This window comes from Sorangium sp. So ce1153 (assembly GCF_051521595.1).
Classification (GTDB): domain Bacteria; phylum Myxococcota_A; class Polyangia; order Polyangiales; family Polyangiaceae; genus Sorangium.
In genome coordinates, this window is record NZ_CP150361.1 from 14485388 (window position 1) to 14510099 (window position 24712).

The following is a 24712-nucleotide window of genomic DNA, read 5'->3' on the forward strand; positions in this document are numbered from 1 at the left end:
CGCTCGCAGGCCGCGTACGCTACCCCCCTTCCCCTGGGCGTGCCACCTTTCTGCCGATCCTGCTCGCGCCGCGACGCGCCCCGCGCTGGCCCGCGTGCCCCTCGCACCGCTGCCGCGCGCGCCCCGCGCGCTGCCCACGCGCTGCCCACGCGCTCCCGAGCGCTGCCGGCGCGTCCCCTGCGCGCTCCCTGCGCGCTCCCTGCGCGCTCTCTACGCGCTGCCTATGCGCTCCCTACGCGCTCCCTACGCGCTGCTTGCCACCGCTCCGCGCCGGTGATTTCTTGGTTCACGCATGGGCCTGAGGAGCGCGAGACCCGAGTTCGGAGGCACGCGTCGCTTCCAGGTCGTTCGCGTCGTGGGCGTCGGCGGGATGGGGGTTGTCTACGAGGCCTTCGATCGCGAGCGAAAGGGGCGCGTCGCGCTCAAGATCCTCCGGAATCTGAGCGCCGATGCGCGCCTCCGGTTCAAGAACGAGTTCCGCTCGCTGCAGGACATCCAGCACCCGAACCTGGTCAGCCTGGGCGAGCTCCACGAGGAAGAGGGCCAGCTCTTCTTCACCATGGAGCTCATCCGCGGCGTCGACTTCGTGGTGCACGTGCGGCTCCACGAGGAGGGCGACGCCGCGCCGAGGGGCGAGCCCGCCGGCGGCGGGCGGCGCTCCACCCTGCCGTCGAGCCCCCTCTGGAACGCCCAGGCCCCCGGCTCCGAGGAACAGCCCCGGATCAAGCGCCCCTTCCACGAGGCCCGCCTCCGCTCGGCGCTGGCGCAGCTCGCGCAGGGGCTCGCGGCGGTGCACGCGGCCTACAAGGTCCACCGCGACATCAAGCCTTCGAACGTGCTCGTCACCGCGGAAGGGCGGGTGGTCGTCCTCGACTTCGGCTTCGTCGCGGACGCGAGCGGCACCGGGCGCGAGCAGGCCGTGGTTGGCACTCTCCACTACATGGCGCCCGAGCAGGCCGAGGCCAAGGCGGCCGGCCCCGAGGCCGATATCTACAGTGTGGGGGTAATGCTCTACCTCGCGCTGACCGGGGTCTATCCGTTCCAGATGGCGCCCAAGGCGGCGCTCGACATGATGCGGCGGGCCGAGCCGCCGCCGCCGAGCCGGCTCGTCGAGGACATGCCGCCCGACATCGACGAGCTCTGCGTCGACATGCTCCGCATCGACCCGGCCGCCCGCCCGACCGCGCGCGACGTGCTGCGGCGGCTGCGGGTGCAGGAGCTCATCGAGGAGCCGCCCGTCCTCTCGCAGCGCATCGGCTTCGTCGGCCGGCAAAGCGAGCTCGCGGCGCTCGAGGGCGCGTTCGCGGAGGCGAGGATGGGGCGCGCGATCACCCGGTTCATCGAGGGCGAGTCGGGCGTCGGCAAGAGCGCGCTCCTGCGCCGGTTCCTGGAGCGCATCGACAAGGACGCGCTCGTCCTCGCCGGCCGCTGCTACGAGCGCGAGGCGGTCCCCTACAAGGCCGTGGACGAGCTCATCGACGCGCTGAGCCGTCACCTCGTGCGCCGCCCGGCCGAGGAGGTCAAGGCGCTGCTCCCGCCCAACGCGGGCCTGCTCGGCACGGTGTTCCCGGTGCTCCGGACCGTCCCGGCCATCACGGAGGCGCGCGCGCGGCGCAAGGCGATCGATCCGCCCGAGATCCGCGCGCTCGTCTTCGCCGCGCTACGCGAGCTGCTCGGGCGGCTCGCGGCCGAGCGGCCGCTCGTGCTCGCGATCGACGACCTCCAGTGGGCCGACGCCGACAGCGTCGCGCTCCTCTCGGAGGTGATGCGCCCGTGGACCGAGGCCGATCTCAGCGCCGCGAACCGGCCAGGCTCGTTCCCCGGCCTCGACGGGGTCGTCCACTCGGCTGCGCCGGCCGCATCGGTCGACCCCTCGCGCCCGCGGGCGATGATGCTCGTGGCGGCGGTGCGCACCGCCTCGGAGACGGCGCCGCCGCTCTCGCGGCAGCTCGGGGTGCCGGCCGACACGCTCGGGCACATCATCCTCCACCGCCTGTCGCTCGCCGAGGCCCAGGAGCTCTGCGCCCTCCTGCTCCGGGGCGCGCCGGCCGGCCGGCCGCTCAGCATCGAGGCGATCGCGCAGGAGGCCGGCGGCCACCCGCTCTTCATCGACGCCCTCCTGCGCCACCGCATGGCGCAGGACTCCGACGGCGGGCCGGTGCGCCTCGACGACGTCCTCTGGGCGCGCATCAGCCGGCTCGACCCGCGGGCGCGCCAGCTGCTCGAGCTCGTCGTGTGCGCCGGCTCGCCGGTGCTGACGTCGGTCGCCGCGCACGCCATGGCGGCGGACTTCTCGGAGCTCACGCGGGTGCTCTCGGCCCTGCGCGCGGCGAACCTCGTGCGGACCGGCGGCTCTGGCCAGGACGAGTTCGTCGAGCCGTTCCACAACCGCATCCGGGAGACCGTGACGACCCGGCTCGACGCGGAGACGTCGCGCAGCTGGCACGGCCGGCTCGCGCTGGCGCTGGAGGCCTCCGGGCGCGCGGAGCTCGAGGCCCTGGCCGAGCACTGGCGCGCCGCCGGGGACCCCCAGCGCGCCGCCGGCTACGCGGTGCGCGCCGGCGAGCAGGCCGAGGCCGCGTTCGCGTTCGACCACGCCGCGCGTCTCTACCGGATGGCGATCGATCTGCACCTGCCCGGCGGGACGGAGCGGCGGGTCGTGCTCGCCAAGCTCGGCGACGCGCTGAGCAGCGCCGGCCGCGGCGCCAAGGCCGCCGAGGCGTACATGGCCGCGAGCGACGGCGCCCCGGAGGCGGAGGCGATCGATCTCGGGCGCCGTGCCGCGGAGAACCTGCTCCGCGCCGGCTACGTCGACGCCGGCATGGCGGGCCTGCGCTCGGTGCTCGGCGCGGTCGGCATGCAGGTGCCGAAGACGCCGGAGCTCGCCGTCGCGTCGCTGATGCTGCGGCGCGCGCAGGTCCGCCTGCGCGGGCTCAACTTCGTCGAGCGCCCGGCCGAGGAGGTCTCGCCGGAGGACCTCATGCGCATCGACGTCTGCTGGTCGGCGGCGATGGGCCTCGTGATCGTCGACCCCACGCGCGGCGCCGACTTCCAGGCGCGCAACCTGCTGCTCTCGCTCAAGGCGGGGGAGCCTTATCGCGTGACCCGCGCCCTCGCCTTCGAGGCGACCTACCTCGCGATCGACGGCGGCCCCTCGGCCTCCCGGGTCGCCGACCTGCTCTCGACGGCGAGCGCGATCGCGGCGCGCATCGGCCGGCCTCACGCGCTCGGCCTCGTCGGGTTCGTCAGCGGCGTCACGGCCACGCTGTTCGGCCGCTGGCACCAGGGCGTGGCCGATCTCGATCGCGCGGACACCATCTTCCGCGAGCGCTGTACTGGCGTCACGTGGGAGCGGAGCTGGGCGCACACCTTCTCGGCCTGGGCGCTCTGGTACGGCGGCGAGACGCGCGAGTTCATGCGCCGGGTCCCCATGTACCTGCAGGCGGCCGACGAGCGCGGCGACCGCTACCTCGCCACGAGCCTGCGCTCCTCGCAGAGCAACGCCTACTGGCTGGTCGCCGACGACCCCGACTCCGCGCTGCGCCAGGCGCAGGACGCCATCCGGAGCTGGTCCAAGGCGGGCTTCCAGCTGCAGAGCTATTTCGACCTCGTCGCCCGCGCGCACATCGGCCTTTACCGGGGCGAGGGCGAGGCCACGCACCGCCTCTTCGCCGAGCAGCGGTCTGGCATCGAGAGCTCGCTCGCCCTTCGCATCCAGGCCGTGCGCATCATCATCACCCACCTCCGCGCCTGCGCCGCGCTCGCCGCCGCCGCCGCCGCGCCGGCCGACGCCGAGGCGCTCCACGACGAGGCGACGCGCGCCGCCCGCAAGCTCGACGCCGAGCACATGCCGTGGGCCGACCCGCTCGCGGCGTCGGTGCGCGCCGCGGTCGCCGCGTCGCGGGGCGAGGCGGAGGTCGCCGTCCAGCTGCTCGCCGACGCGGTGCGCGGCTTCGAGGCTGCCGGCATGGCCCTCTACGTCGCCGCCGCGCGGCGCCGCCACGGCGAGCTGCTCCAGGGCGACGAGGGCCGCGCCGCCGTCGCCGCCGCGAACGGCTGGATGCAGGATCAGGGCATCGTCAGCCCCGACCGCATGACAAGGATGCTCCTGCCCGGGTTCTAGCGGAGCTCACCCGCTGCGGATACGGGCCCATCTCGGCGTTTTCGGTGCTCAGCGTACAGGAGTACGCCTCCGCGCCGAAAACGCCGAGCTGGACCCGTCTCCTGTGCGGGTGAGCTCCGGCGACGCAGGTTCAGGGGGGGGCGTGAGCAGATTCGGAGGGGTCAGGGCTTCACGCGCAGGACGGCGGTGCCCTTCTGCTTGCCGTAGAGCTGCTTGATCTCGATCTTGTACTCGCCGGGCGACGAGGCGCTGAACTCGACCGGCGAGGCGCTCTGGGGCTTGCCGGTGGGCAGGTCGCGCAGCACCCGCTCGATGATGATCTTGCCCGACGGGGAGCGGATCTTGATGTTGAACGGCGGGGTCGCCTCGTCGTACGCGCGGAACACGAGGCGCACGGTGTCCCCTGCCGAGACCGGGGTGGTCTGGCAGATCGTCTCGATATCGCCCTCGTTCTCAACGGTATCGGCCACGCGTCGCTCGTCCCGTGAGGTACCGCACCGCGGCCCTTCGTCGCCCATTGTAGACGCGTCCGGCGGAGATTCGCGAATTTGGCGCGCGGCCGGCTGGCGCTGCCCGCGGGAGGAGGCCGCCCGCGGGCCGCCTCCGCCGGGGGATCACGTCCTCGACCACCGGAGGCGCGGCTGGCGCGCGGCCCGGGCCTCGTCGAGGCGCCCGACCACCGTGCCGTGCGGCGCCTGCTTCACGACCTCCGGCGTCTCCTGCGCCTCCTTGAGGATGCTGAGCATCGCGGCCGCGAACTCGTCGAGGGTCTCGCGGGTCTCCGTCTCGGTGGGCTCGATCATCAGGGCGCCGGGCACGACCAGCGGGAAGTAGACCGTGGGCGCGTGGAAGCCGTAGTCGAGCAGCCGCTTGGCGATGTCGAGCGTCTTGACCCCGGTCTCCTTCTCGATCTGGCTGTCGGAGAGCACGACCTCGTGCATGCAGGGCTGCGGCACCGGCGCGAGGTAGTGGTCCTTCAGCCTGGCCCAGAGGTAGCGCGCGTTCAGCACGGCGAGGCTGCTCGCCGTGGTGAGCCCCTCGCCGCCCATCTCCCGGATGTACGTGTACGCCCGGATGAACATGCCGAAGTTGCCGGTGAAGGCCCGGAGCCGCCCGATGCTCTGGGGCCGGTCGTGGTCCCACGCGAGCGCGTCGCCGCGCCGCACGAGGACGGGCGAGGGCTGGAACGGCTCCAGGTGCTTCTTGAAGCAGACCGGCCCGGAGCCGGGGCCCCCGCCGCCGTGCGGGGTCGTGAACGTCTTGTGCAGGTTGATGTGGATGACGTCCATGCCCACGTCGCCCGGCCGCGCGTGCCCCATGATGGCGTTCGTGTTCGCGCCGTCGCCGTAGACGAGCCCGCCCCTGTCGTGGATGAGCTTGATGATGGCCGGCAGGTGCGTCTCGTAGGCCCCGAGGGTGTTCGGGTTCGTGATCATCAGGCCGCAGACGTCGCCGTCCGACCCCTCGCGCTCGATCGCGGCGAGGACCTGCTCCGGGTGGGTGATGCCGTCGGCGTTCTTCTCGATCCGGACGGCCACGAGCCCGTTCAGCGCGCAGCTCGCCGGGTTCGTGCCGTGGGCGCTCTCCGGGATGAAGACCTTCCTCGGCGAGCGCCCCTTCGACTCGTGGAAGGCGCGCATCATCATCAGCCCCGCGAGCTCGCCCTGCGCGCCCGCCGAGGGCTGGAGCGAGCAGCCGTCCATCCCGCTGACCTCGCAGAGCGCCTCCTGCAGGCGCCACATCACCTCGAGCGAGCCCTGGCTGAGCTCGTCGGGCGTCATCGGGTGCAGCTTCGCGAAGCCCGGGATGCGCGCGGCCCACTCGTTGATCTTGGGGTTGTATTTCATCGTGCACGAGCCGAGCGGATACATCTGCCCGTCGATGCAGAAGTTCCACTGCGAGAGCCGCACGAAGTGCCGGAAGGCCTCCGGCTCGCTCACCTCGGGCAGGCCGGCCGGCTCCTTGCGCGCGAGCGCGCCGTAGTGGGCGCCGGGGTCGACGTCGGGCACGTCGAGCGGGGGGAGCGACGCGCCGGTCCTGCCCGGCGTGCCGCGCTCGAAGATGGGGGGTTCGCGGAACTGAATGCCTCGCGGCTGCGGTTGCGTCATCGGGGGCTGTTATGTCAGAGGCCGGGCGGACCGGCAGGTGCTTCGTCGCTCAGAGACCCGGGGGCTCGGCGGGGGCTTCTTCGGAAGGTGAGGCAGGCGGCTCGGGGGTGCCGGACTCCTGGTTCTCGCTGTCCCAGTCGCCGCCGCCGATGTCGGAGCTGCCGGTGCCGCCGATCGACGCCAGGTCCGGCAGCATGTTGCGCTGCTTGACCGCTTCCCAGGGCTCGCCGACCTCGTCCTTGTTGCGGCCGATCTCGCCGACCACCTTGTCGTCGACGTTCTCGCCCTCCGGCCGCTTGTACTTGAAGTACCCCCGGCCTTCCTTGGTCGAGTTCGGCCCGATGGCGCCGATCACGTGCTCGGTCCAGCTGAACTTGATGAGGTCGCCCGTCACCGTGCCGTGCAGCTCGCCCCAGCGATCCTTGACGGGCCGGAGCCACTTGCCCTCGATGGCGTCGTGGTCCTGCACGAGGTGCAGATAGCCGTAGAGCTCGCTGTAATAGACCCCCGTCCAGTCGGCGCCTTCGGGCAGGTCCCCGGCTTCTACCTTCGCCGTCTTGGGAGCGGGATTCGAGCTGCAGCCGAGCGCCATCGGGCCTAGCAGAAGGGCTCCGGCGGCGGCGGCGATCCAGAGCCGTCGCGATACGTTCATGGCGGCGGAGCCTAGCACAGCACCTACCCGCACCCATACCCCCGCCATGCGTACCGCTTCATCCGCCCCTGACATGGCGCGCGCGTCTCTGACGTGGCTGACACGGCCTCCGACATGGCAAGCGCTACGTCAGAGACGCGCGCCTACCTCGTCTCCTGAAGGAGGAGCGTAGCTTACCGTCCATTGTGTGCTTGGCGCGTGCTTTGCTGCGTGATTTTCTACTTCCAGCGCTGCGTGGCGTGCGGAGCCGCTGATAAGCTCCCGGCATGCTGAAGTTCTTTGTCTGCAACCGAGGTTCTGTAATTCCCGGCAGAATTGCTCTCTTCACCAGCGTGCTCGCCCTTGCGGGCTGCGAGGGGCAGCTCGGCAACCTGGACGGCACCCCTCCCCGCGGCGGTGGAAGCGGCTCCTCCTCCGGCGGCTACCGCCCCCCCGTCGGCGGGGGCTCCAAGCCGCTGCCGGCCGCCGCTTCGTGCGCCCCCGCGGCGAGCGGCGGCTCCACCGCTGTGGCGGAGCCCGAGCTCTTTCTTCAGCTGTCCGACGACGACGAGAGCGCGTGGCTCGGGTCGCCGGCGGTCGCCGATCTGGACGGCGACGGCGAGAGCGAGATCGTCGTCACGCACAACGGCAACGTCGTCGCCTGGGGCCCCGACGGCGAGCAGCGGTGGCGGTTCGACGAGTCGCAGCAGAGCGGGCGCATCTGGGCGAGCCCGATCGTCGCGGATTTCCGGGGCGACGGGCAGCTCGAGGTCGTCGTCGCGGCGCGCACCGCGATCTACATGCTCGACGCGAGCGGCCAGGTGGTCAGCGGCTGGCCCGTCACCTGGAACGACGAGATCCGCGCCCTCGCCGCGGGCGACGTCGACGGCGACGGTCAGCTCGACGTCGTGGCCGCGAGCACCGACCGCTCCCCCGACGTGCTGATGGCCTTCCACGCGAGCGGGGCGCCGGTCGCGGGCTTCCCGCCGATCGACAGCGGCACGATCGGGTGCAGGGCCGAGCGCAGCGACGACGCCGAGTGCTGGATCGTCGGCGTCTACGACCAGAACCTGGCCATCGGCGATCTCGACGGGGACGGCGCGCAGGACATCGTCGCGCCGATGGATAACTCGTATGCAGGGTTCTACCACGGCACGGGAGAGGCCTTCGACGCGAACCCCATGTTCGAGGACCGCCCGAAGACGCCGGGCGTGCGGTACATGCACGATCTCGAGCTCGCGCAGCAGGGCTTCGGCGACGGCAGCGACCTGCAGGCCTATTTCAAGAACTCGGCGCCTGCGATCGCCGATGTCGACGGCGACAGCGAGCCGGAGATCATCATGCTCGCGGCGGCCGAGGACGTCGACATGTCGAACCAGTCCCAGGGCGTCGGCCTCTGGGTGGTCCGCAACGACGCGAGCCGCATCGAGGGCTGGGAGAGCCCGTTCTACGCGCCGGACTACCTGTCCGGCGGCGAGGATCTCGGCGGCAACATCGTGGCCGCGACGCAGCAGGTGACCGTGGCCGATCTCGACGCGACGCACCCCGGCCCGGAGATGATCTTCGCCGGCCTGGATGGGCGGATCCACGCGGTCTACGCCGACAAGACGGAGTTCTGGGACGTCCAGTACACGAGCGACACCCAGGTGCTCACGGGCGGCGTCGTGGTCGGGGACCTGTCGGGCGACGGCATCCCGGAGGTCGTGTTCAACACCTACTCGACCGAGGAGAACAGGAGCCACCTGTTCGTCCTCAACGCGGGCGGCAAGATCCTCCACCAGATCCCGCTGCCGCGCCTCGGCGCGATGCCGGTGCCGACGCTCGCCGACGTGAACGGCGACGGGACGATCGAGATCGTCGTGTCGCTCCGCGAGATCGGGTGGATCGACGGGCAGTACCCGGAGCCGTGCACGTACGTGTACACGGTGCCGCAGTCGGCGACGAACTGCCTGCTCTGGCCGACCGCCCGCGGCAACTACTACAGGAACGGCTGGGTCCGGGCCTCGGACTGACCTCGCCGAGCCGGCCGGCCGGCCGGCCCCCGGCGGGGGAGGCCGCCGCGCGGCGCGGGGGACAGGCTGAACTCGCCTTGGACGTGGTGTCCCCTCCGTGCTGCGCACTCCAGGGACACCACGTCATCTGGGCTCAGACACCAGCCTGTCCCCCGCGCCGCGCGGCGGCCTCCCCCGACGGGGGCCTGAGCTCTTCGTGGGGGGGACGGGGGCGGGGCGTTAGCCCGCGAGCGCCTCGCGCGCGGCGGCGACGGTCCGCTGGATGTCGTCTTCGGTGTGCGCGCCGCTCAGGAACGCCGCCTCGTACTGCGACGGGGGCCAGTAGACGCCGCGCGCGAGCATGCCCGCGTGGAAGGCGCTGAAGCGCTTCGTGTCGGAGGTGGACGCGTCGGCCCAGGAGCGGACCGGGCCCTTCGTGAAGAACAGCGTGATCATGGAGCCGACCCGCTGGACACACGCCGCCACGCCGGCGCCCTCGGCCGCGGCCCGGAGGCCTTCCTCGAGCGACGCGCCGAGCTCCTCGAGCCGCTCGTAGAGATCGGGGGTGAGGCGCTCGAGCGTCGCGAGCCCCGCCGAGACGGCGAGCGGGTTGCCGCTGAGCGTGCCGGCCTGGTACACGGGGCCGAGCGGCGAGACCACGCGCATCACGTCGGCGCGGCCACCATAGGCAGCGAGGGGCATGCCGCCGCCGACGACCTTGCCGAGCGTGGTCAGGTCCGGCCGGAGGCCGAAGCGCTCCTGCGCGCCGCCGCGGGCGAGCCGGCAGCCGGTCATCACCTCGTCGAAGATCGAGAGCGCGCCGTGCTTGCGGCAGAGGTCGATGACGAGGGCGAGGAAGCCCGGCGCCGGCGGGACGCAGCCCATGTTGCCCACGACGGGCTCGAGGATGACCGCGGCGATCTCCCCGCCGCGCGCGGCGAACGCGGCCTCGAGCGCGGCCGTGTCGTTGTAGGGCAACGACAGCGTGGCGCGGGCGACGCTCTCGGGGACGCCGGCGGAGTCGGGCGCGCCGAAGGTGGCCAGCCCGCTGCCCGCCTTGACCAGCAGGTGGTCGGCGTGGCCGTGGTAACAACCCTCGAACTTGATGATGGCGTCGCGGCCGGTGAAGCCGCGCGCCACGCGGATGGCGCTCATCGTGGCCTCGGTGCCGCTCGAGACGCAGCGCAGCATGTCGATGCTCGGGTAGAGCTCGCGGATCTTCTCGGCGAAGCGCACCTCGAGCTCGGTCGGCGCGCCGAACGAGAGGCCGCGGAGGGCGGCATCGCGGACGGCGTCGACCACGGCGGGGTTCGCGTGGCCGAGGATGGCCGGCCCCCAGGAGCCGACGTAATCGATGTACTCGGCCCCGTCGGCGTCGAACAACCGCGCTCCCTGCGCGCGGGCGATGAAGAGAGGGTCGCCGCCGACGGCGCGGAAGGCGCGCACCGGGCTGTTCACGCCGCCCGGCAGGACGGCGGCGGCACGGTCGAACAGGGCTTTGGAGGCCGGGGCCCGGCCCCCGCGGGCAGGCGGAGGAGCGCTGGTCGCGTTCGTCATCGTGATCCGGCCATAGCAGGGGCACGGCGGGGGGGCGACGCGGATCGCGGCCGCCAGGGCGCGGGGCGAGGGGTGAGGGGCCGGGTCATGGTCGCGGGGCCGGGCCGTGGTCGCGGGGCCGGGGCGCGGTCGTCGTCGTGGGGCCGGGGCGCGGTCGCGAGGCGGGGGCGCGGTCGTGGTCGCGGTCGTGGTCGCGGGGCGGGGATGCTGGTCCCGGGGCGTGGCCGCCGGGAGCGGGCGCGGGGCGATGGCCGGCGGCGCGCGCCTCCTCCGGCCCACACGATCCTTTGCGGCGCGGTCGCGCTTGGCTATGGTGAGCGCCTGGAGAGAGGGGGCCGCGCTCTGCGGCCCGGGCTGCTCCTGGAGACCGCGGGCGCGGCTCCCCGAGCACCAGCATCTGGTGAGCCATGCGGATCTCCGAGGACCCCGCTCCGGGGCAGCGTCTCGGGCGATATGAGCTTCTGCGCCTCATCGGCGAGGGCGGGATGGCCCAGGTGTGGGCCGCGCGCATGGAGGGCTCCCGCGGCTTCCACAAGGTCGTCGCGCTGAAGACGCTGATCCCGGCGCTCGCGCGCGATCCGCAGTTTCAGCGCATGTTCCTCGACGAGGCGAACCTCGCCTCGAAGATCCATCACCGCAACGTGGTCGAGATCCTCGATCTCGGCGACACGGACGGCTTTCTCTTCCTCGTGATGGAGTGGATCGACGGGCAGACGATGCAGCGGCTGCTCAGGCCGGGCCTGCGCCCGATGCCGATCTCCCCGGGGGTCGCGGCGCGCGTCGTGGCCGACGCGGCGCACGGGCTGCACGCGGCGCACGAGCTCCACGACGAGCGCGGGGAGCCGCTCGGCATCGTGCACCGCGACGTCTGCCCGCAGAACATCCTCATCGATCGCGACGGCACGGTGAAGGTGGCCGATTTCGGGATCGTGAAGGCGTTCGAGCGGCTGGGCGACACGACGCAGACCGGCGAGATCAAGGGCAAGGGCGAGTACATGTCGCCCGAGCAGGCGCAGGGGTACCCCGTCGATCGCCGCTCGGACATCTTCTCGCTCGGCGTGGTGCTCTTCGAGGCGGTCACGGGCGCGCTGCCTTTCCAGGTGCTGCACGACCTCGTGCTGCCGCAGACCGGGGTGCCGGAGCCGCCGCGCCCCACGCTCATCGCGCCGCAGTGCCCGCGCGATCTGGAGGAGATCATCCTGAAGGCGCTCGCGCGCGACCCGCGCCAGCGCTTCCAGACGGCGGGCGAGATGGCGAGCGCGCTGGAGGACTTCCTGATGCGCAGGTCGGGCGTGATGACGACCGCGCAGGTGGCGGAGCTCCTGTTCGAGCGCTGCGGCGACGCGATGGAGGAGGAGCGGCAGAAGATCGCCGGCGCCACCGCCCCGCAGCAGCGCCCTGGGTGGCGGCCCAAGCCAGGCGCGACGCTGAGCGCGGGGCCGGCCTCCGACGGGCGGCCGCGGGCCGCGCGGACGGACCCGCGGCGCGGGATCGGCGGGCTGATGCGCGCTGGCAGCGACGCGCTGCGCCCGGTGGCGCTGCCGTGGCTCGTCGCGTCGGTGTCCACGGGGGTGGCCGTCGCGTCGCTCATGTTCGTCGCGCTGAGCCGGCCGCGGGAGCACCGGCCGCTCGTGGATCCGATCGCGGTGCAGGTCCTCCCGAGCGCCGCGGTGGTGCGGCTGAACGACGTGGTGCTCGGCGTCGGCAGCCAGATCATCGCCCGGCCGAAGCCGGGGGTCTCCCTCTCGGTGGAGGCGCGGTCGAGCGAGGGCGTCTCCGAGACCGTGGAGATCACGTCGGAGTCCCCGGCGCGGATCCAGCTGAACCTGGAGCGCAAGGGCGACCGCTCTCCGGCGACGCCGGCCCCGGCGCCGCCGGTCAGCGGGCGAGCGCCCGCGGCGAAGTAGCCGTGGGCGCTCCCCTGCGGGCCGGCGACACGGGTCACGTCGCGGCGGCCCCGAGCTCGTCGCGCAGCAGCCCGTAGACGGCGGTGTCGGTATACCGCCCGTCGTAATACCAGTTCTGGCGGTGCTGCCCCTCGCGGGTGAAGCCGAGCCGCTCCAGCACGCGCGCGGAGGCGCGGTTCTCGGGAGTGAGCTGCGCCTCGACGCGATGGAGGTCCATCGACTCGAAGCCGAAGCGGAGGATGGCGCGCAGCGCCTCGGTCATGATCCCCCGCTTCCAGAACGCGGGCAGGAGGTCGTAGCCGATCTCCGCCCAGCGATGGGGTTTGTTCCAGCGCCAGAAGCATGCGTCGCCGACGAGCTCCCCGCTCTCCTGGAGGGTGATGCCCCAGTTGATCGAGGTGTGCTCGCGGATGCCGGCGGTGATGACGTCGATGCGCTGCTCCGCTTCGGCGAGAGAGCTGAATGGCGCGCGGCCGAGGTAGCGGTTCACCTCGGGATCCGACTGGATGCGGAGGATGCGCTCGGCGTCGCCGGGCTCGAGGGCGCGGAGCCGGAGGCGAGGCGTCGTGAGGACGGGGAACGGATCGAACGAGGCCATCGGCGGATGGCATCAGCGGAGGTCCCCGCACGTCAAGCGCGGGGCGGGGCGCCGCGGGCTTGACGGCGGCGCACCCTCGTTCGAAATCTGCCGGGGAGGACTTCGCATGACGCCGCTCGAGGATCCGCGTCCGGAGCAGCTCGTCGCGCTCGAGCTGGCGGAGGAGGGGGCTCCGATCGATCTGGCGGAGGAGGGCGCCGCGATCGGGGTGGTGGAGGAGGGCGCCGCGATCGAGCTGGCGGATGGCGCTGCCGGCAGCGAGCGCGTCGCAGCGGCCGGAGTGCCGGGGCGCCGCGTCCGCTTTGCCCGCGGGGTCTCCGAGCTGCCCGGCGATCACGCCGTGGTGGTGCTGCACGAGGACACGTTCATGCGCTGGCGGCCGACGCCGAGCCGGCCGGATGGCCCGCTCACGCGGCTCTCGGAGGTGGCCGTGGGCGCGGCGATCGCGGTCGAGCACGGGGGCATATGGGACGAGGGGCTCGTCCTCGGCCGCGTGGTGCGCCCGGCGCGCGCGGGCAGCTTCCGGGTCGACGGCGACGTGGAGCTCTACCCGTCCGTCGTCGAGGCAGAGCGCGCGCACGGGCCCCTCGAGGCGGGCGATCCGCAGGAGCCGCCGGCGAGGACCGGCGATCCGGCGTTCGAGCTGGGCGAGCCGATCGGCCGCGACGCGCGCGGGGTCGTCCGCAGGGCGAGGAGATAGCCGCGGGCGCTCAGCCACTACTCGCCCGCGGATCGGGGACTGGGTAACGCGTACTTCGCCGAGCGTGGGCTCGTTCCATTGCCGGCCAAGTGGAGTGAACTGTCCTTCCGTCTCGGTGTGCGCGTGCGGGTGCATCTTCCCCGTGCTCCCTCCAATGCAACCCACGGTTGTCTCTTCACCAAGGACGGAGAGCCGGGGAACTCAAGGCGTGTCTCTCGGCCGACCAATGTCCTACCGCTCCTGTGTGGGCGCTTGCAGCCCGTGAATGAGCGGGCGAGCGTGCGCGGCGAGAAGAGTCGCGGGGTGGAGGGAATGCGTAGGAGAATGAGGCGGCGTGCGGCCGTCGTCGTGGCGGCGGTGGCCGCCCTGGCGCTCGGCGCGACGGCGACAGGGTGCTTGTGGTCGCGCGAGGAACACGCGCCCGGCCGCTTCTGCGCGCAAGCCGACACCAGCCTTGTCCCGCAGTGCGTGGACGCGAGCGAGGGCCCGGGCAGCGCGTGGAGCAAGGCCGAGGAGGACGGCGAGCTGCCGATCCAGATGTGGGCGTTGCCGCCGTTCAGCGTGTCCGATGCGTTCGTCGCGAGCGAGGCGGAGCTCGGGGCCTGGTTCGACAACCTCGATCGGGCCGTGGCGTACGTGCGCGACGAGGAGAAGCACGCCGAGTCGCTCCGGGCGACGCTGCACGGCGAGCTCCTGGGGCTGCTCCTGACGTACAGGCGCCATCAGAAGGAGATCCTCGAGGAGGAGCCGGTCCGGGCGGCCGACAACTTCACGCGGGCGATCACCGACAAGGCGAGCGCCGAGGAGGAGCCGCTCTCGGCCGCGCTCGCGGCCGACAAGCAGGCGATGGTGGTCGTGCAGGCGATCTTCGACGAGGCCCGGAGCGATGCCGCGCCGCTTGTGTCCAGGTACGCGGCCGTCGCGGCGCGGTTCGCGGACTACCGCGCGACCGAGGCGGCGGAGACGGCGGCGTACGCGGCGCTCTCGGCGGAGGCGTCGCGGTCGGGCCTCGACGGCCTCGATGGCCTGGAGCAGGCCGTGCTCGCCGCGGCGCGCGAGGCGAGCCGGGCGCCGAACGAGCTCGCCGCGGAAATCATGACGCTGTCGGCGGAGCTCCAGGCGCTCGCTGTGTCGTTCGAGGAGGCGCTCGCGCCGCACAAGGAGGTGCTGGCGACGCACGGCGCGGTGATGCCGGACATGACCTCGGGGGCGCTGCGCTCGCTCGGCGCCATGCTGGGCTACGCGCGGCGGCGCGTCGCCCGGAGCGACGCGACCGCGACGGCGCTGCTCGGCGGCATCGCGCTGCGCCGGCAGGCGCTCCGCGTGCTGCAGGGCGGTGAGGGAGCGCGCGAGGCGATCGCGCGGTCGCGGATCGAGAGGGCGTCGGAGCGGTTCCGCGAGGTGGCGCGCGCGCGGGCGGCGGCGCTGTCGGCGGCGCCGCCGATGAGCGAGACGCTCGGGCTGCCGCTGCTCGCCGAGCGGTGCGGGGAGCTCTTGGCGCTGCTGCAGATGCGGCCGCTCTGCGAGGCGGCGGGTGCGTCGTGGCGCGAGGCCGGGTGCGCGGCGCTTCGAGGGCGGTTCGACGCCGCGGAGGTGGAGCTCAGGACAGGCGTGCCACGGAAGATCGCGGCGGGCCTGGCGGCGCTACGGGAGAAGAGGATGGCCGCGGCGGCGCTCGACGCGGCGCAGGCGAGGCTCGATGCGGGCGACGTGAAGGGCGCCGCGATTGCGTATGACGCCGCCGTGCGCGGCGCGGAGGGGACATGAGCGGCGCGAACGATATGGCGCGGCGTGGCTGGGGTGCCGCGGTGTTCCAGAGGCTCGTCGCGCTGGTGACGATGCTGGCGGTGCTGGCGCCGTCGCTGGGGTGGGCCGGCACGCCGTACAGCGTGCACTGGGTCAGCCGCCAGGACGTCACCTCGTGCGCGGACCCCGAGCTGGAGACGGAGGGCAGCGCGATGTTCGAGGTGAACCGGACGCCCCTGCCCACCTACGGGGTTCCGGGCGGGCTGACGGTCGAAGGTGACGGCTCTCAGAGCAACACGCTCGAGGCGGACTTCGACTCGGTGCTGCTCCGCATGGGCACGAACGAGCTCCACTTCGGGGTCCACACCGTCAACGGCAAGGACTGGTGTACCCACGCGCACGACGTGGTGCACCTCGTCTCGGAGCCGCTCGGGCTGAACAAGCCGCTCTTCGACATTCGCCGCGACGGGGCCGGATTCGAGGGGAACACCGACGTCGATCTCAGCCTCGCAGAGATCAACCCGGCCCTCGCGCGCGACATCGCGGAGCTGGAGGTCAGGATCGCCCGGCTGATGACGGAGCTCCTCCGCAACGCCGCGAGGGTCGCGGACCTCCGGGCGCGGATGGACCTCCTGCGGCAGCTCGACACGGAGCTGCGCGACTTGGTGCAGCGGCCGCTGGACGAGATCTCGCGGACCGACCTCGACGCGATCCTCGACCGGTACAAGGACGTGGTCGACGCCGAGACGCGGGCGGCGATGGAGCAGCTCGTCGACGACCTGAAGAAGAGCGTCAGCGACCTGGAGAGCGAGCTCGCGCGGCTGCTGGACGAGTTCGGCGCGCAGGCGGACGAGGTGGCGGACCTCGCGACGCAGGACGCGCGTGCCGAGGGGTGGGACCCGGACGACGCGGGGGCGTACTCGCTCGGGGAGAGCGAGGTGCCGTGGGTGGAGGTGCCGGACGTCGCGGAGGTGGACGGTGCGTTCGAGGAGGGGAGGGACCCGTACGCGGCATACGCGGATGCGGTGATCGCGGCGCTCGAGGCGGCGGTGAGCGGCGGGGCGGTGGTCGCGCGGGCGGACTTCGTGGCGAACGTGCGGGCGTGGCGGGAGAACAGCGCGGCGCTGGAGATCGCGCTGCGCGACCGGATGGGGGTGTCGCTGGCGGAGACGAACGCGTTCCTGAAGGCGCAGAACCGGATCACCGGGGTCGTGCGGCGGTACATGGATGCGTCGGACTGGTTCGTGGACTCGCCGGTTCCGGCGGACCTGCGGGCGCAGGTGGACACGGTGCTGAGGCCGCGGTTCGACGCGCTGGCGGACCAGATGAAAGACAGCCTCAACCTGTGGACGGGGGAGGCGCTCGACCTGGAGCAGACGCAGCTCTACCAGACGATCAGCGCGTTCGCGGGGGCGATGTCGACGGTCGGCGAGGGCGTCGAGGCGTACGGCGAGGTGATGCAGACGCTCGTGCACGCGACGACGCGCATCGGGGTGGGGTTCGTGCCGGTGGTGGGGCCGGCGCTCGACCTGTGCGAGGCGGTGACGGGGAAGGCGTTCTGCTTGCCGTCGGGGCAGGAGCTGAGCGACGAGGAGCGGATCTTCTCGGGGGTGGGCTTCGGGCTCGGGGCGGTCGGGCCGATGTGGCGCGCGGTCAAGGGCGCAGGCGGGATGACGCCGGACGCGATTCGGGTTGCCGAGGAGATCGCGCAGATGGGCGAGGAGCTTGCCACGGCCCTGCGCGCATCGCGGCGCACGTCGTACAAGACGCTGCGCGGGGCGGTTACCACCAAGCCGATCGACGCGTTTGAGCAGAGGGCGGCGAAATTCCTCCTGGACGATGGGCGGGCCTTGATCGGCGTTGGCGATGACGGAGTGCGCACGGTACTGGATATACCGAGGAAGGCTCCTGCCTATAGCGACGCCGCGAAGGCGCCCGATTTTGTGACGGTGACGCGAGGGAACAAACTGGCATTGAGCGAGGCAAAAAGTGGGACGCACGTCCAGGAAGCGATCAAGCAGTTGACGAACGCTCTGAAGGCGCTGAAAGAGAAGGGACTCGCCGGCGACGTCGCAAGAGTCGAGATGATCATCAAGAAGGGCGTGGCGTTCGACGACCGCAACAAGATCATCAAGAGTGGATATTTGTTCGACAAGGCCACAGGTCAGACCGTTCAGATTTCCGGAGATGGTTTCAAGCATTTTGTGAGGATCATCGAGATATGAGCGAGTCAAGCGGTCAGCGGGTTTCGAGGGAATCAACCCCTTCGTTCTTCGCGTGGTGTGACGAGTCGGATAGAATCGACGCATTTGCAGCGGCGCTGTCGGCTCTTGTTCATCCGTGGCGGATCTGTGGCAGCCTGTCGATATTCTCGACATGGCGTGATGAGATTCCTGTGGACGAAGTCGCTGCTACGCTGCATGCCCAATTCGGCACGGACGCGTACGCTTGGGCGTCCTTCGGCGTGACGCTAAGCTCCGGACGTGCGCTAGGCTTCAGCAGCCACTGCTGCGGCGACGGGCAGCTCCGCCGCGGCGCCTCAGGTCCTCTCGGCATGTCGCCATTCGACAAGGAGGAACTGCTCCCGCTTCGCCTGCCCGTCGGCTTGCTCGCCAGCGCGAGATCGATCGAGGTCGAGGCGGCCATGGCGTCACTCGTTGTTCAGGAGGACGTGGAGGATCTCCTGCTCCGCCTATGCGCGCCGGGCGCGAGCAGACGCGTAACGACCGGAGGATGTACGGCGCTCGGGCACTGGGGCGCCCCGATCGAAATCGGCGCGACCTACCACGCGACGGCCACGGAGGTCGTGCGTGATCTTGCTCTCTCGTGGGTGCACCTGCACGACGACGACAAGGTGGAACGCGCCGCGGGGTTGTCGATGGACGCGCTGCGTGCGCGCGTCGACGCTGCTCCGCACGGGGCACGCATCGCGGTCAAAGGCGGCGCGGAGGTATCGCGGGAAGCGGTTCTACGGGCCATTGATACTGCACCGGCAGTGCTTCTCGACGCGCTTGAGGCGTCGGCGCTCCCGGACGATGATTGGCGCGCCGTGGAGCCCTACGCCCGCGAGATCAGGAAGATGATCGCAGAGGGCGCGCCCGTGCACGACGTGGACCTCACCACGCGCAAACACGTCCGGTTTCTCGAGCAACACGCTCCCTACTACGTCCGTCGCCTCCCGAGCGGCGGTGTGATGCTGGCGACGCACCCGTACCGCACGCTGTGGCCGCTCTGGGCCGACGCCCTCTTCTTGCTGGGCATCACGTCGTGACGCAGGGCGCCCGCCTACTCTCCCTTGCAGGTTCCGCACCTGGGAATGCTGGGCAACGCACCCCTCCCTGAGCGCGCGGAGCGCGCGATTTGGGAGGGGCGGACCGCGCGCAGGCGCGGAGCGCCGAGCACGGGCCGGGGGTGGGCATCCGTTCTCTCGGTGCTGTCCTCCGCCGTTTCAGCGTCGTCCTCATCGACGACCAACTCCGAGGGGTGGGACCCGGACGACCCGTGGAGCTACGCGCTCGGGGAGAGCGAGGTGCCGTGGGTGGAGGTGCCGGACATCGCGGAGGTGGACGGGGCGTTCGACGAGGGGAGGGACCCGTACGCGGCGTACGCGGACACGGTGATCGCGGCGCTCGAGGCGGACGTGAGCGGCGGGGTCGTGGTCGCGCGGGCGGACTTCGTGGCGAACGTGCGTGCGTGGCGGGAGAACAGCGCGGCGCTGGAGATCGCGCAGCGCGCTGGGCGCGCGCCGGAAGGTGTGGTGAGGCGTGTGCTGGTGCCGAGCGCAACCGGCTGGCACGCACGAGCGGCGTGATGGAGGGGATGGAGGAGCGCCGCAGGGGAGCGCGCGCGTCCGGATCAGGCGATGCCGATGACGGGCGGCTCGGCGGGGGCGGCTTCGGGCTTCACGGGGCTGGCATCCGGCTTCGTGTCGCCCTTGTCGGTCCGGGGGGACGCCGGCGCGGAGCGCGTCGCCGTGTACAGGTTGGGGAAGCGGCCCTCGGGATCGTCGTAATAGAAGAGGAACCGGCCGACGCGGACGGCCTCGTCGTAATGGCGGAAGAGCAGCTTGGCGGTGCGCGCCTGGTAGCCTTTCCAGAGCGTCTGCTCGGGTGTCGTCGTGGCGCCGAGCAGGCGGAGGATCTGCTCCGCCAGGGCGCTCGCTTCCTTCTCGTCCTCGCCGCGGAAGTTCCGCTTGTCGTCCTTTATCGCCTCGCGGTGCTTCCGGTACATGTCGGCGGCGGCGGACAGGTCGTTGGCGAGGTCGAGGTGGCCGCTACCCGCGCGCAGGTGCGCGAGCTGCGCTGTCGCCTCGGCGTCGCCGTCGAGGTGGTACTCGAGCGTCTTCAGCATGCGCGCGCGCGTCTCGTAGGCGCGCTCGACGAGCGAGGGCGGGAGCGCCGCGCCGGAATGCGTGGCCGAGGTGAGGAGGAGCTTGTGCCGGGCGAACCATGTCGCCCACGCGACGCTCTCGAGCCCGTCGAGCAGCGCGGCGTCGAGCGCGCCCGCCGCGGCGATGGCGGCGATGCGCTGGCGCAGCTCGGGCGCGGAGAGCGCCTTGGCCACGCCGATGGCCTGCACGGCCGCCGCCTGGAGATCGAGCCGCGGCGTCTCCAGCCCGGCGAGCGGTATCGCGTCGAGGTCGGGCTTCACGCGGTGGAAGGCCGCCTCGGCGATATGGATCTGGGTGGGCTCAACAGCGGGGGTCCCTGATTTCTTCGGGTTCTTGGGTCTGGGCATGAACGGAAGGACTAAGTCGCGCTGGGGCGAGTGTCGCAGGCGAGCACGAAATGGGCGCGATCCAGGAACATGATCGTGCGGTTGCATGCCGGCAGCGAGGAGGTCGCAGGGGGCATGGGGAACGAACGTTGTGATCGGGGAGCGGGACATCGCGCTGAGCACCCAGATGGGAGGAGCAGAAGGCGCTCCGGCCGGTGCCTCGGCTGACCGACGGCGGAGGACGCTGCGACCTTGCACGAAGCGCGCGCGGCTTCGCCGCAGGTGGTGCAGGACATGGCGCGAAGCGCGCGCGGCTTCGCCGCAGGTGGTGCAGGACATGGCGCGAAGCGCGCGCGGCTTCGCCGCAGGTGGTGCAGGACATGGCGCGAAGCGCGCGGGGCTTCGCCGCAGGTGGTGCAGGACGTGGCGCGAAGCGCGCGGGGCTTCGCCGCAGGTGGTGCAGGACGTGGCGCGAAGCGCGCGGGGCTTCGCCGCAGGTGGTGCAGGACGTGGCGCGAAGCGCGCGGGGCTTCGCCGCAGGTGGTGCAGGACGTAGCGCGAAGCGCGCGCGGCTTCGCCGCAGGTGCGGGCGATTACACGGGCTGCGTTCAGCTTCGTCTTCGTCGGTGGACGCAGGAGGCGGAGACGAGGGCAGGGCTGTGGCGACTGGTTCGGCTCGCCGATCAGCTGATCGGAGAAGGATCGACTTCCGGCATCACGGCAGGAATCTTGGCAGCGGTGCTGCGTCAAGCGGAGAAAGCGCGGTCGATGGGGCACCTCGACGCGCGCGCACGGTCGCCCACGCCGGGGACGGACCACGTGTTCCGCCATCGAATCGCCTTTTGTCATCCAAAGCGTTGATTCGTGGCGATTTCCAGTCGTTGACGCTCCACGGCGGGCGTACGTACCGTTCGTGCCATGCGTCTCGTCGCGCAATCGATGTGGATATGCCTGATGCTCGGCGTCGCGATCGGCTTCGCGCCTCCGATCCGCGCGGAGGACCGCGCTCCGGCGCCCGGACGAGGCGACGGCTCGGCCTTCAAAGACCATCTTCGCCGCGCCAAGCGCGCTCGCGCACAGGGGCGGTGGGCCGAGGCCGCTGGCGCCTACGAGGCTGCTTTCGAGGCGGCCCACCCGGCGTCTGCCACGGCGAGGGAACGCGCCGAGATCGCCGGGGAGCTCGGGCTGCTCGGCACGGGGCTGGTGGTGGCAAGCGGCGTCCTCGGGGCCGCGACCATCGCCTCGTTCTTCACCGATTTCGGCCTCGGCCAGGCTGAGCCCAGGAGAGACAACGTCGCGCTGTCGCCGATGGCCGCTCCGGGACAGATCGGCCTCGTGGCGCACGGGGTGTGGTGATGAGGAGCAAGCAGGTGCGTTTTCTCCCGTGGCGACGCGGCGTTCGGCTGTGCGCCTTGCTGGCCCTCTCGACGGGCGGTGCGGGCGGGCTCTCCGGGTGCATGTACGCGGAGGACTGCGCCGACGAGCGGATGTGCCTCGCACCTCCGAAGTCGCCTTGCGAGGTGATCGAGCCCGGCGCGGGTCCCGTGATGGACGAGTGCGGGGTGTTCGTCAGGGCGAGCGCGCCCGACGACGCCCCGCGCGCTGGCACGCGGGCGGAGCCGTTCACGTCGCTGCAAGACGCGATCGCGGCGGCGCGAGCGCGGGGCCTGCGCCACGTCTACGCGTGCGGCGAGACGTTCCAGGAAGAGGTCACCCTGACGTCGGGGATCCACCTCTGGGGGGCCCGTCGCTGCGATGACGGCGGCTGGTCGTACGCGTGGGCGTTCGACGGGCCGAACGCGCCGACGGTCATCGCGCCGCCGGTGGGGATCCCGCTGCGGGTCGTCGCGGACGATGACGCGCCGTCGGTGATCTTCGGCGTGCGCGCCGTGGCGGCCGACGCCTCGGCGCGCGATGGCAAGTCGTCGATCGCGATGATCTTGAGCCAGGGCGCCAGGGCGATCGTGCGGGACAGCGCAATCATCGCGGGCGACGGCGAGGAGGGGGAGCCGGGCGAGGACATGCCCAGCGAACGGGCGACGGACGGCCTGGAGGGGAACGATGGCGCGTCCGCCTGCACGGCCGATTTCACCACGGGTGCGGTTCCGGTCGTGACCGCATGCGACGGCGGCATCGAGTCCGTGGGAGGCTACGGCGGTGACGGCGGGCTCGAGTCGGGCGGCGACGGCACGCCGGGGCAGCCGGAGCCGGCGGAGAACCCGGAGGGCGACGGCCACGCAGGGCTCGGCGCGGATCTGACGGAGTGCAGCGGCGGAAAAGCAGGCGCAGACGGCGCCGACGCGGGTCGCGCGGACGGCGCGGTGGGGGCAGGCCACTTCGACATCGATGGCTGGAGCGGCGTCCGGGGCGAGCATGGGAAGCGCGGCGGCACCGGCCAGGGGGGCGGCGGCGGCGGTGGCAGCAAGTCGCGTGGCTCCATGGTCGCCTGTCGGGCAGGCGGCCCGCAGGGGGGAGCGGCGGGCGGCTCGGGCGGCAGCGGCGGCTGCGGCGGTCGGGGCGGCGGCGGCGGTGGTTATGGGGGCGGGAGCCTCGGCATCATCGCGTTGCAGGGGAGCGTGCTCACGCTCGAAGCGACGAAGGTGACCGCGGGCAACGGCGGCGACGGCGGGGTCGGCGGCACGGGCCAACCGGGCGGCGCCGGTCAATGGGGCGGGCACGGTGGAAGGGGTTTTGCTGGCTCGTGGAATGCGTGCGACGGCGGCAAGGGGGGCAACGGGGGTCGCGGAGGCGATGCCGGTGGTGGTCTCGGGGGTCCCTCGATCGGCGTTGCGTCCCTGGGCGCGACCGTGACCATCGCCTCCAGTGCGACCCTCAAGCACGGCGCCGGCGGAGAAGGAGGGCCCGCAGGGAACGCAGCGCCGCATGAAGAAGAGGGCAGGGGCGCGACGGGCGACGCCGTGCCCTACCGTCAATTCGATGGCCCCGACCCCTTGCCGCCCCGTTGAGCGCGCCGAGGCGCGCCGCCCAACCTCCAGGGAGCAACGATGCGAATCGCGAGAACGATGGACCTGATCCCCGCGTTGCTGCTCGTCGTGGCCGGCTGCGGCACGACGCCTGACCCCCTCGACGCCGGCGGAACGGGGTGCGACGCCGGCTCGTCGTGCCCAGGCGAGCCGCCGCCGGAGTCGGTGTGCCTCGAGCGCCTCGCCGCCGATGTGCTGGAGGACGGCTGCGGCGTGTTCGTCGCAGGTTCCTTCGGCAACGGGGACGATGCGAACCCCGGCACGAGGGGTAAGCCCGTGCGCACGCTCCAGCGCGGCGTCGAGCTCGCGCGTACCGGACGAGGACGCGTCTTCGCGTGCGACGACGGCTTCTACGATCCGCTCACGCTGCCATCCGGCGTGGATCTCATCGGGGGATACAGCTGCTTGTACTGGCACCGTGAGCCTGGCCTCCGCCCGATGCATCAGGCGACGCACAACGCGGACATCCTCCTGACCGTCGTGCCGGCGAGCGACGGAGACACGGGCGCCGCGGACGGGGTATCGACGATCGTCGACATGCGATTCACGTCGCACGGGCCGACCGCCCTGCTGGTGCGCTCGGGCGCGGCGGTGGAGCTCATCCGAACCTACATTCGCGCGTCGCGCGGATGGGGAGGGGGCCACGGCGAGGACTGGCCCTCGCAGAGTGAGGGCGCGGCAGGGCGCAACGGGGTGTACGGGGGCGACGCGTGCTCCGCGACCACCGTTCCCGGCGGCGCCGAGGCGGTGAACCCGTGCGAGGGGGGGCTCCCGAGCACCGGCGGCAAGGGAGGCGACGGCCTTCCCGATGGCGCCGGCGATGGGGACGACGGGCAACCCGACGCGTCGTCGGACCCGGGGGCAGGAAGCGGGGGACGCGGGGACGTGACCGGTGTCGGGTGCCACAGCGGGGGCCCCGGGGACCCCGGCGCGCTCGGGACCGTCGGCGCACCTGGCCAGGGCATCGGGCGCCTCGGCGAGACCGGATGGGAGGGCGACAAGGCCGGCGACGGCACCAGGGGCATGCCGGGCCAGGGCGGGGGCGGCGGCGGCGGACGGCGAGGCGGGCTCTCCGCGTGCGGCGTGGCCTCGAGGGGAGGCGCCGGCGGCGGCTCCGGCGGCGCCGGCGGCTGCGGCGGCCAAGGCGGCCGCGGGGGCGGGAACGGCTACCCGAGCATCGGGATCATCGCGCTCCACGCGAAGCTCACCGTGCGCGAGAGCGTGATCGAAATCAGCGGCGGCGGGCAGGGCGGCAACGGAGGCCAGCCCCAGCGAGGCGGCAACGGCGGCCGAGGCGCGTCGGGCGGCGCCGTGGGGGACGGCACGTGGTCCTGCAGCGGGGGCAACGGCGGCCGAGGAGGCGACGGCGGCTACGGCGGCCCAGGGCGCGGCGGCGACTCGATCGGCATCGCCTACCTCGACGAGGACCAGCTCACGCTGGAGGGCGTCACCTTCGAGCTGGGCCCGCCGGGCGATGGCGGCGTGAGCTGGGACGTGAACGGCGACGAGATCCGAGCAGAGGACGGCAACGCCGTCGAGACGCTTCGATTCCCTGAATAGTCCGGATCAGCTGCGCCACCCGCGGCGGCTCGCTGTACCCCCTCTCAGCGTGTCACCCGGGTCGAGCGAGCGCGATGGCCATGTGTACAGG

16 protein-coding genes and 1 pseudogene are annotated in these 24712 nt (G+C 72.3%); 11 read left to right on the forward strand and 6 right to left on the reverse strand.

Annotated features, from left to right (window positions below; all coding sequences use genetic code 11):
- Nucleotides 1–292: 292 nt before the first annotated feature.
- Complete coding sequence (locus WME85_RS52805) at nucleotides 293–4123, forward strand: serine/threonine-protein kinase (RefSeq protein WP_437833424.1); 3831 nt, start codon at nucleotides 293–295, stop codon at nucleotides 4121–4123.
- A gap of 161 nt (nucleotides 4124–4284) precedes the next feature.
- On the opposite strand, the gene WME85_RS52810 is transcribed toward WME85_RS52805, so the two are convergent.
- The 3 genes from WME85_RS52810 to WME85_RS52820 all read right to left on the reverse strand — a co-directional run bounded on the left by WME85_RS52810 (nucleotide 4285) and on the right by WME85_RS52820 (nucleotide 6883).
- Nucleotides 4285–4593, reverse strand: a complete 309-nt coding sequence (locus WME85_RS52810; protein ID WP_437306717.1) for a hypothetical protein — start codon at nucleotides 4591–4593, stop codon at nucleotides 4285–4287.
- Nucleotides 4594–4737: 144 nt separating this feature from the next.
- Nucleotides 4738–6231 carry an aminomethyl-transferring glycine dehydrogenase subunit GcvPB gene (gene gcvPB / locus WME85_RS52815; protein ID WP_437833428.1) on the reverse strand — a complete coding sequence of 498 codons (1494 nt, stop codon included), beginning with the start codon at nucleotides 6229–6231 and terminating at the stop codon, nucleotides 4738–4740.
- A gap of 49 nt (nucleotides 6232–6280) precedes the next feature.
- Nucleotides 6281–6883 carry a hypothetical protein gene (locus WME85_RS52820; RefSeq protein WP_437833431.1) on the reverse strand — a complete coding sequence of 201 codons (603 nt, stop codon included), beginning with the start codon at nucleotides 6881–6883 and terminating at the stop codon, nucleotides 6281–6283.
- Nucleotides 6884–7149: 266 nt separating this feature from the next.
- Here WME85_RS52820 and WME85_RS52825 point away from each other — a divergent pair, with 266 nt between their 5' ends.
- Nucleotides 7150–8874 carry an FG-GAP repeat domain-containing protein gene (locus WME85_RS52825; RefSeq protein WP_437833434.1) on the forward strand — a complete coding sequence of 575 codons (1725 nt, stop codon included), beginning with the start codon at nucleotides 7150–7152 and terminating at the stop codon, nucleotides 8872–8874.
- A gap of 219 nt (nucleotides 8875–9093) precedes the next feature.
- Here WME85_RS52825 and hemL read toward each other — a convergent pair whose 3' ends face one another.
- Nucleotides 9094–10410 (reverse strand): glutamate-1-semialdehyde 2,1-aminomutase, encoded by a 1317-nt coding sequence (gene hemL, locus WME85_RS52830; RefSeq protein ID WP_437833437.1) that lies wholly within the window; start codon nucleotides 10408–10410, stop codon nucleotides 9094–9096.
- A 407-nt stretch (nucleotides 10411–10817) separates the two neighbouring features.
- Between hemL and WME85_RS52835 the strand changes: the two genes are divergently transcribed.
- Entirely contained in the window at nucleotides 10818–12317 is a 1500-nt protein-coding gene (locus tag WME85_RS52835; protein WP_437833440.1) for a serine/threonine-protein kinase, read from the forward strand.
- 34 nt (nucleotides 12318–12351) lie between these two features.
- Here the strand turns inward: WME85_RS52835 and WME85_RS52840 are convergent, their stop codons facing one another.
- A complete protein-coding gene (locus tag WME85_RS52840; protein ID WP_437833442.1) occupies nucleotides 12352–12915 on the reverse strand; it encodes a GNAT family N-acetyltransferase in 564 nt (187 codons plus the stop codon).
- 106 nt (nucleotides 12916–13021) lie between these two features.
- On the opposite strand from WME85_RS52840, the gene WME85_RS52845 reads away from it, so the two are divergent.
- From WME85_RS52845 to WME85_RS52865, 5 genes and pseudogenes are all read left to right on the forward strand, one after another.
- Entirely contained in the window at nucleotides 13022–13615 is a 594-nt protein-coding gene (locus WME85_RS52845) for a hypothetical protein (RefSeq protein WP_437833445.1), read from the forward strand.
- A 324-nt stretch (nucleotides 13616–13939) separates the two neighbouring features.
- On the forward strand, nucleotides 13940–15382 hold the full coding sequence (locus WME85_RS52850; protein WP_437833447.1) for a hypothetical protein: 1443 nt from the start codon (nucleotides 13940–13942) through the stop codon (nucleotides 15380–15382).
- Nucleotides 15379–17586: a hypothetical protein gene (locus WME85_RS52855; protein ID WP_437833450.1), complete on the forward strand. Its 2208-nt coding sequence runs from the start codon at nucleotides 15379–15381 to the stop codon at nucleotides 17584–17586. Before WME85_RS52850 ends, WME85_RS52855 begins: the two co-directional genes overlap by 4 nt.
- Nucleotides 17583–18632, forward strand: coding sequence for a hypothetical protein (locus WME85_RS52860; protein ID WP_437833452.1), 1050 nt, complete (start codon nucleotides 17583–17585; stop codon nucleotides 18630–18632). Before WME85_RS52855 ends, WME85_RS52860 begins: the two co-directional genes overlap by 4 nt.
- A gap of 45 nt (nucleotides 18633–18677) precedes the next feature.
- Nucleotides 18678–19094 (forward strand): annotated as a pseudogene (locus WME85_RS52865) (hypothetical protein); the annotation flags it as partial.
- Between the two features lie 122 nt (nucleotides 19095–19216).
- Here WME85_RS52865 and WME85_RS52870 read toward each other — a convergent pair.
- Nucleotides 19217–20098 (reverse strand): hypothetical protein, encoded by an 882-nt coding sequence (locus WME85_RS52870; protein WP_437833455.1) that lies wholly within the window; start codon nucleotides 20096–20098, stop codon nucleotides 19217–19219.
- Nucleotides 20099–20995: 897 nt separating this feature from the next.
- Between WME85_RS52870 and WME85_RS52875 the strand changes: the two genes are divergently transcribed.
- Genes WME85_RS52875 through WME85_RS52885 form a run of 3 tightly spaced genes read left to right on the forward strand, consistent with a single transcriptional unit; the run spans nucleotide 20996 to nucleotide 24621 of the window.
- Nucleotides 20996–21433 carry a hypothetical protein gene (locus tag WME85_RS52875; RefSeq protein ID WP_437833457.1) on the forward strand — a complete coding sequence of 146 codons (438 nt, stop codon included), beginning with the start codon at nucleotides 20996–20998 and terminating at the stop codon, nucleotides 21431–21433.
- A 56-nt stretch (nucleotides 21434–21489) separates the two neighbouring features.
- Nucleotides 21490–23043 carry a hypothetical protein gene (locus tag WME85_RS52880; protein WP_437833460.1) on the forward strand — a complete coding sequence of 518 codons (1554 nt, stop codon included), beginning with the start codon at nucleotides 21490–21492 and terminating at the stop codon, nucleotides 23041–23043.
- 39 nt (nucleotides 23044–23082) lie between these two features.
- On the forward strand, nucleotides 23083–24621 hold the full coding sequence (locus tag WME85_RS52885; protein WP_437833463.1) for a hypothetical protein: 1539 nt from the start codon (nucleotides 23083–23085) through the stop codon (nucleotides 24619–24621).
- The last annotated feature ends 91 nt before the right edge of the window (nucleotides 24622–24712 follow it).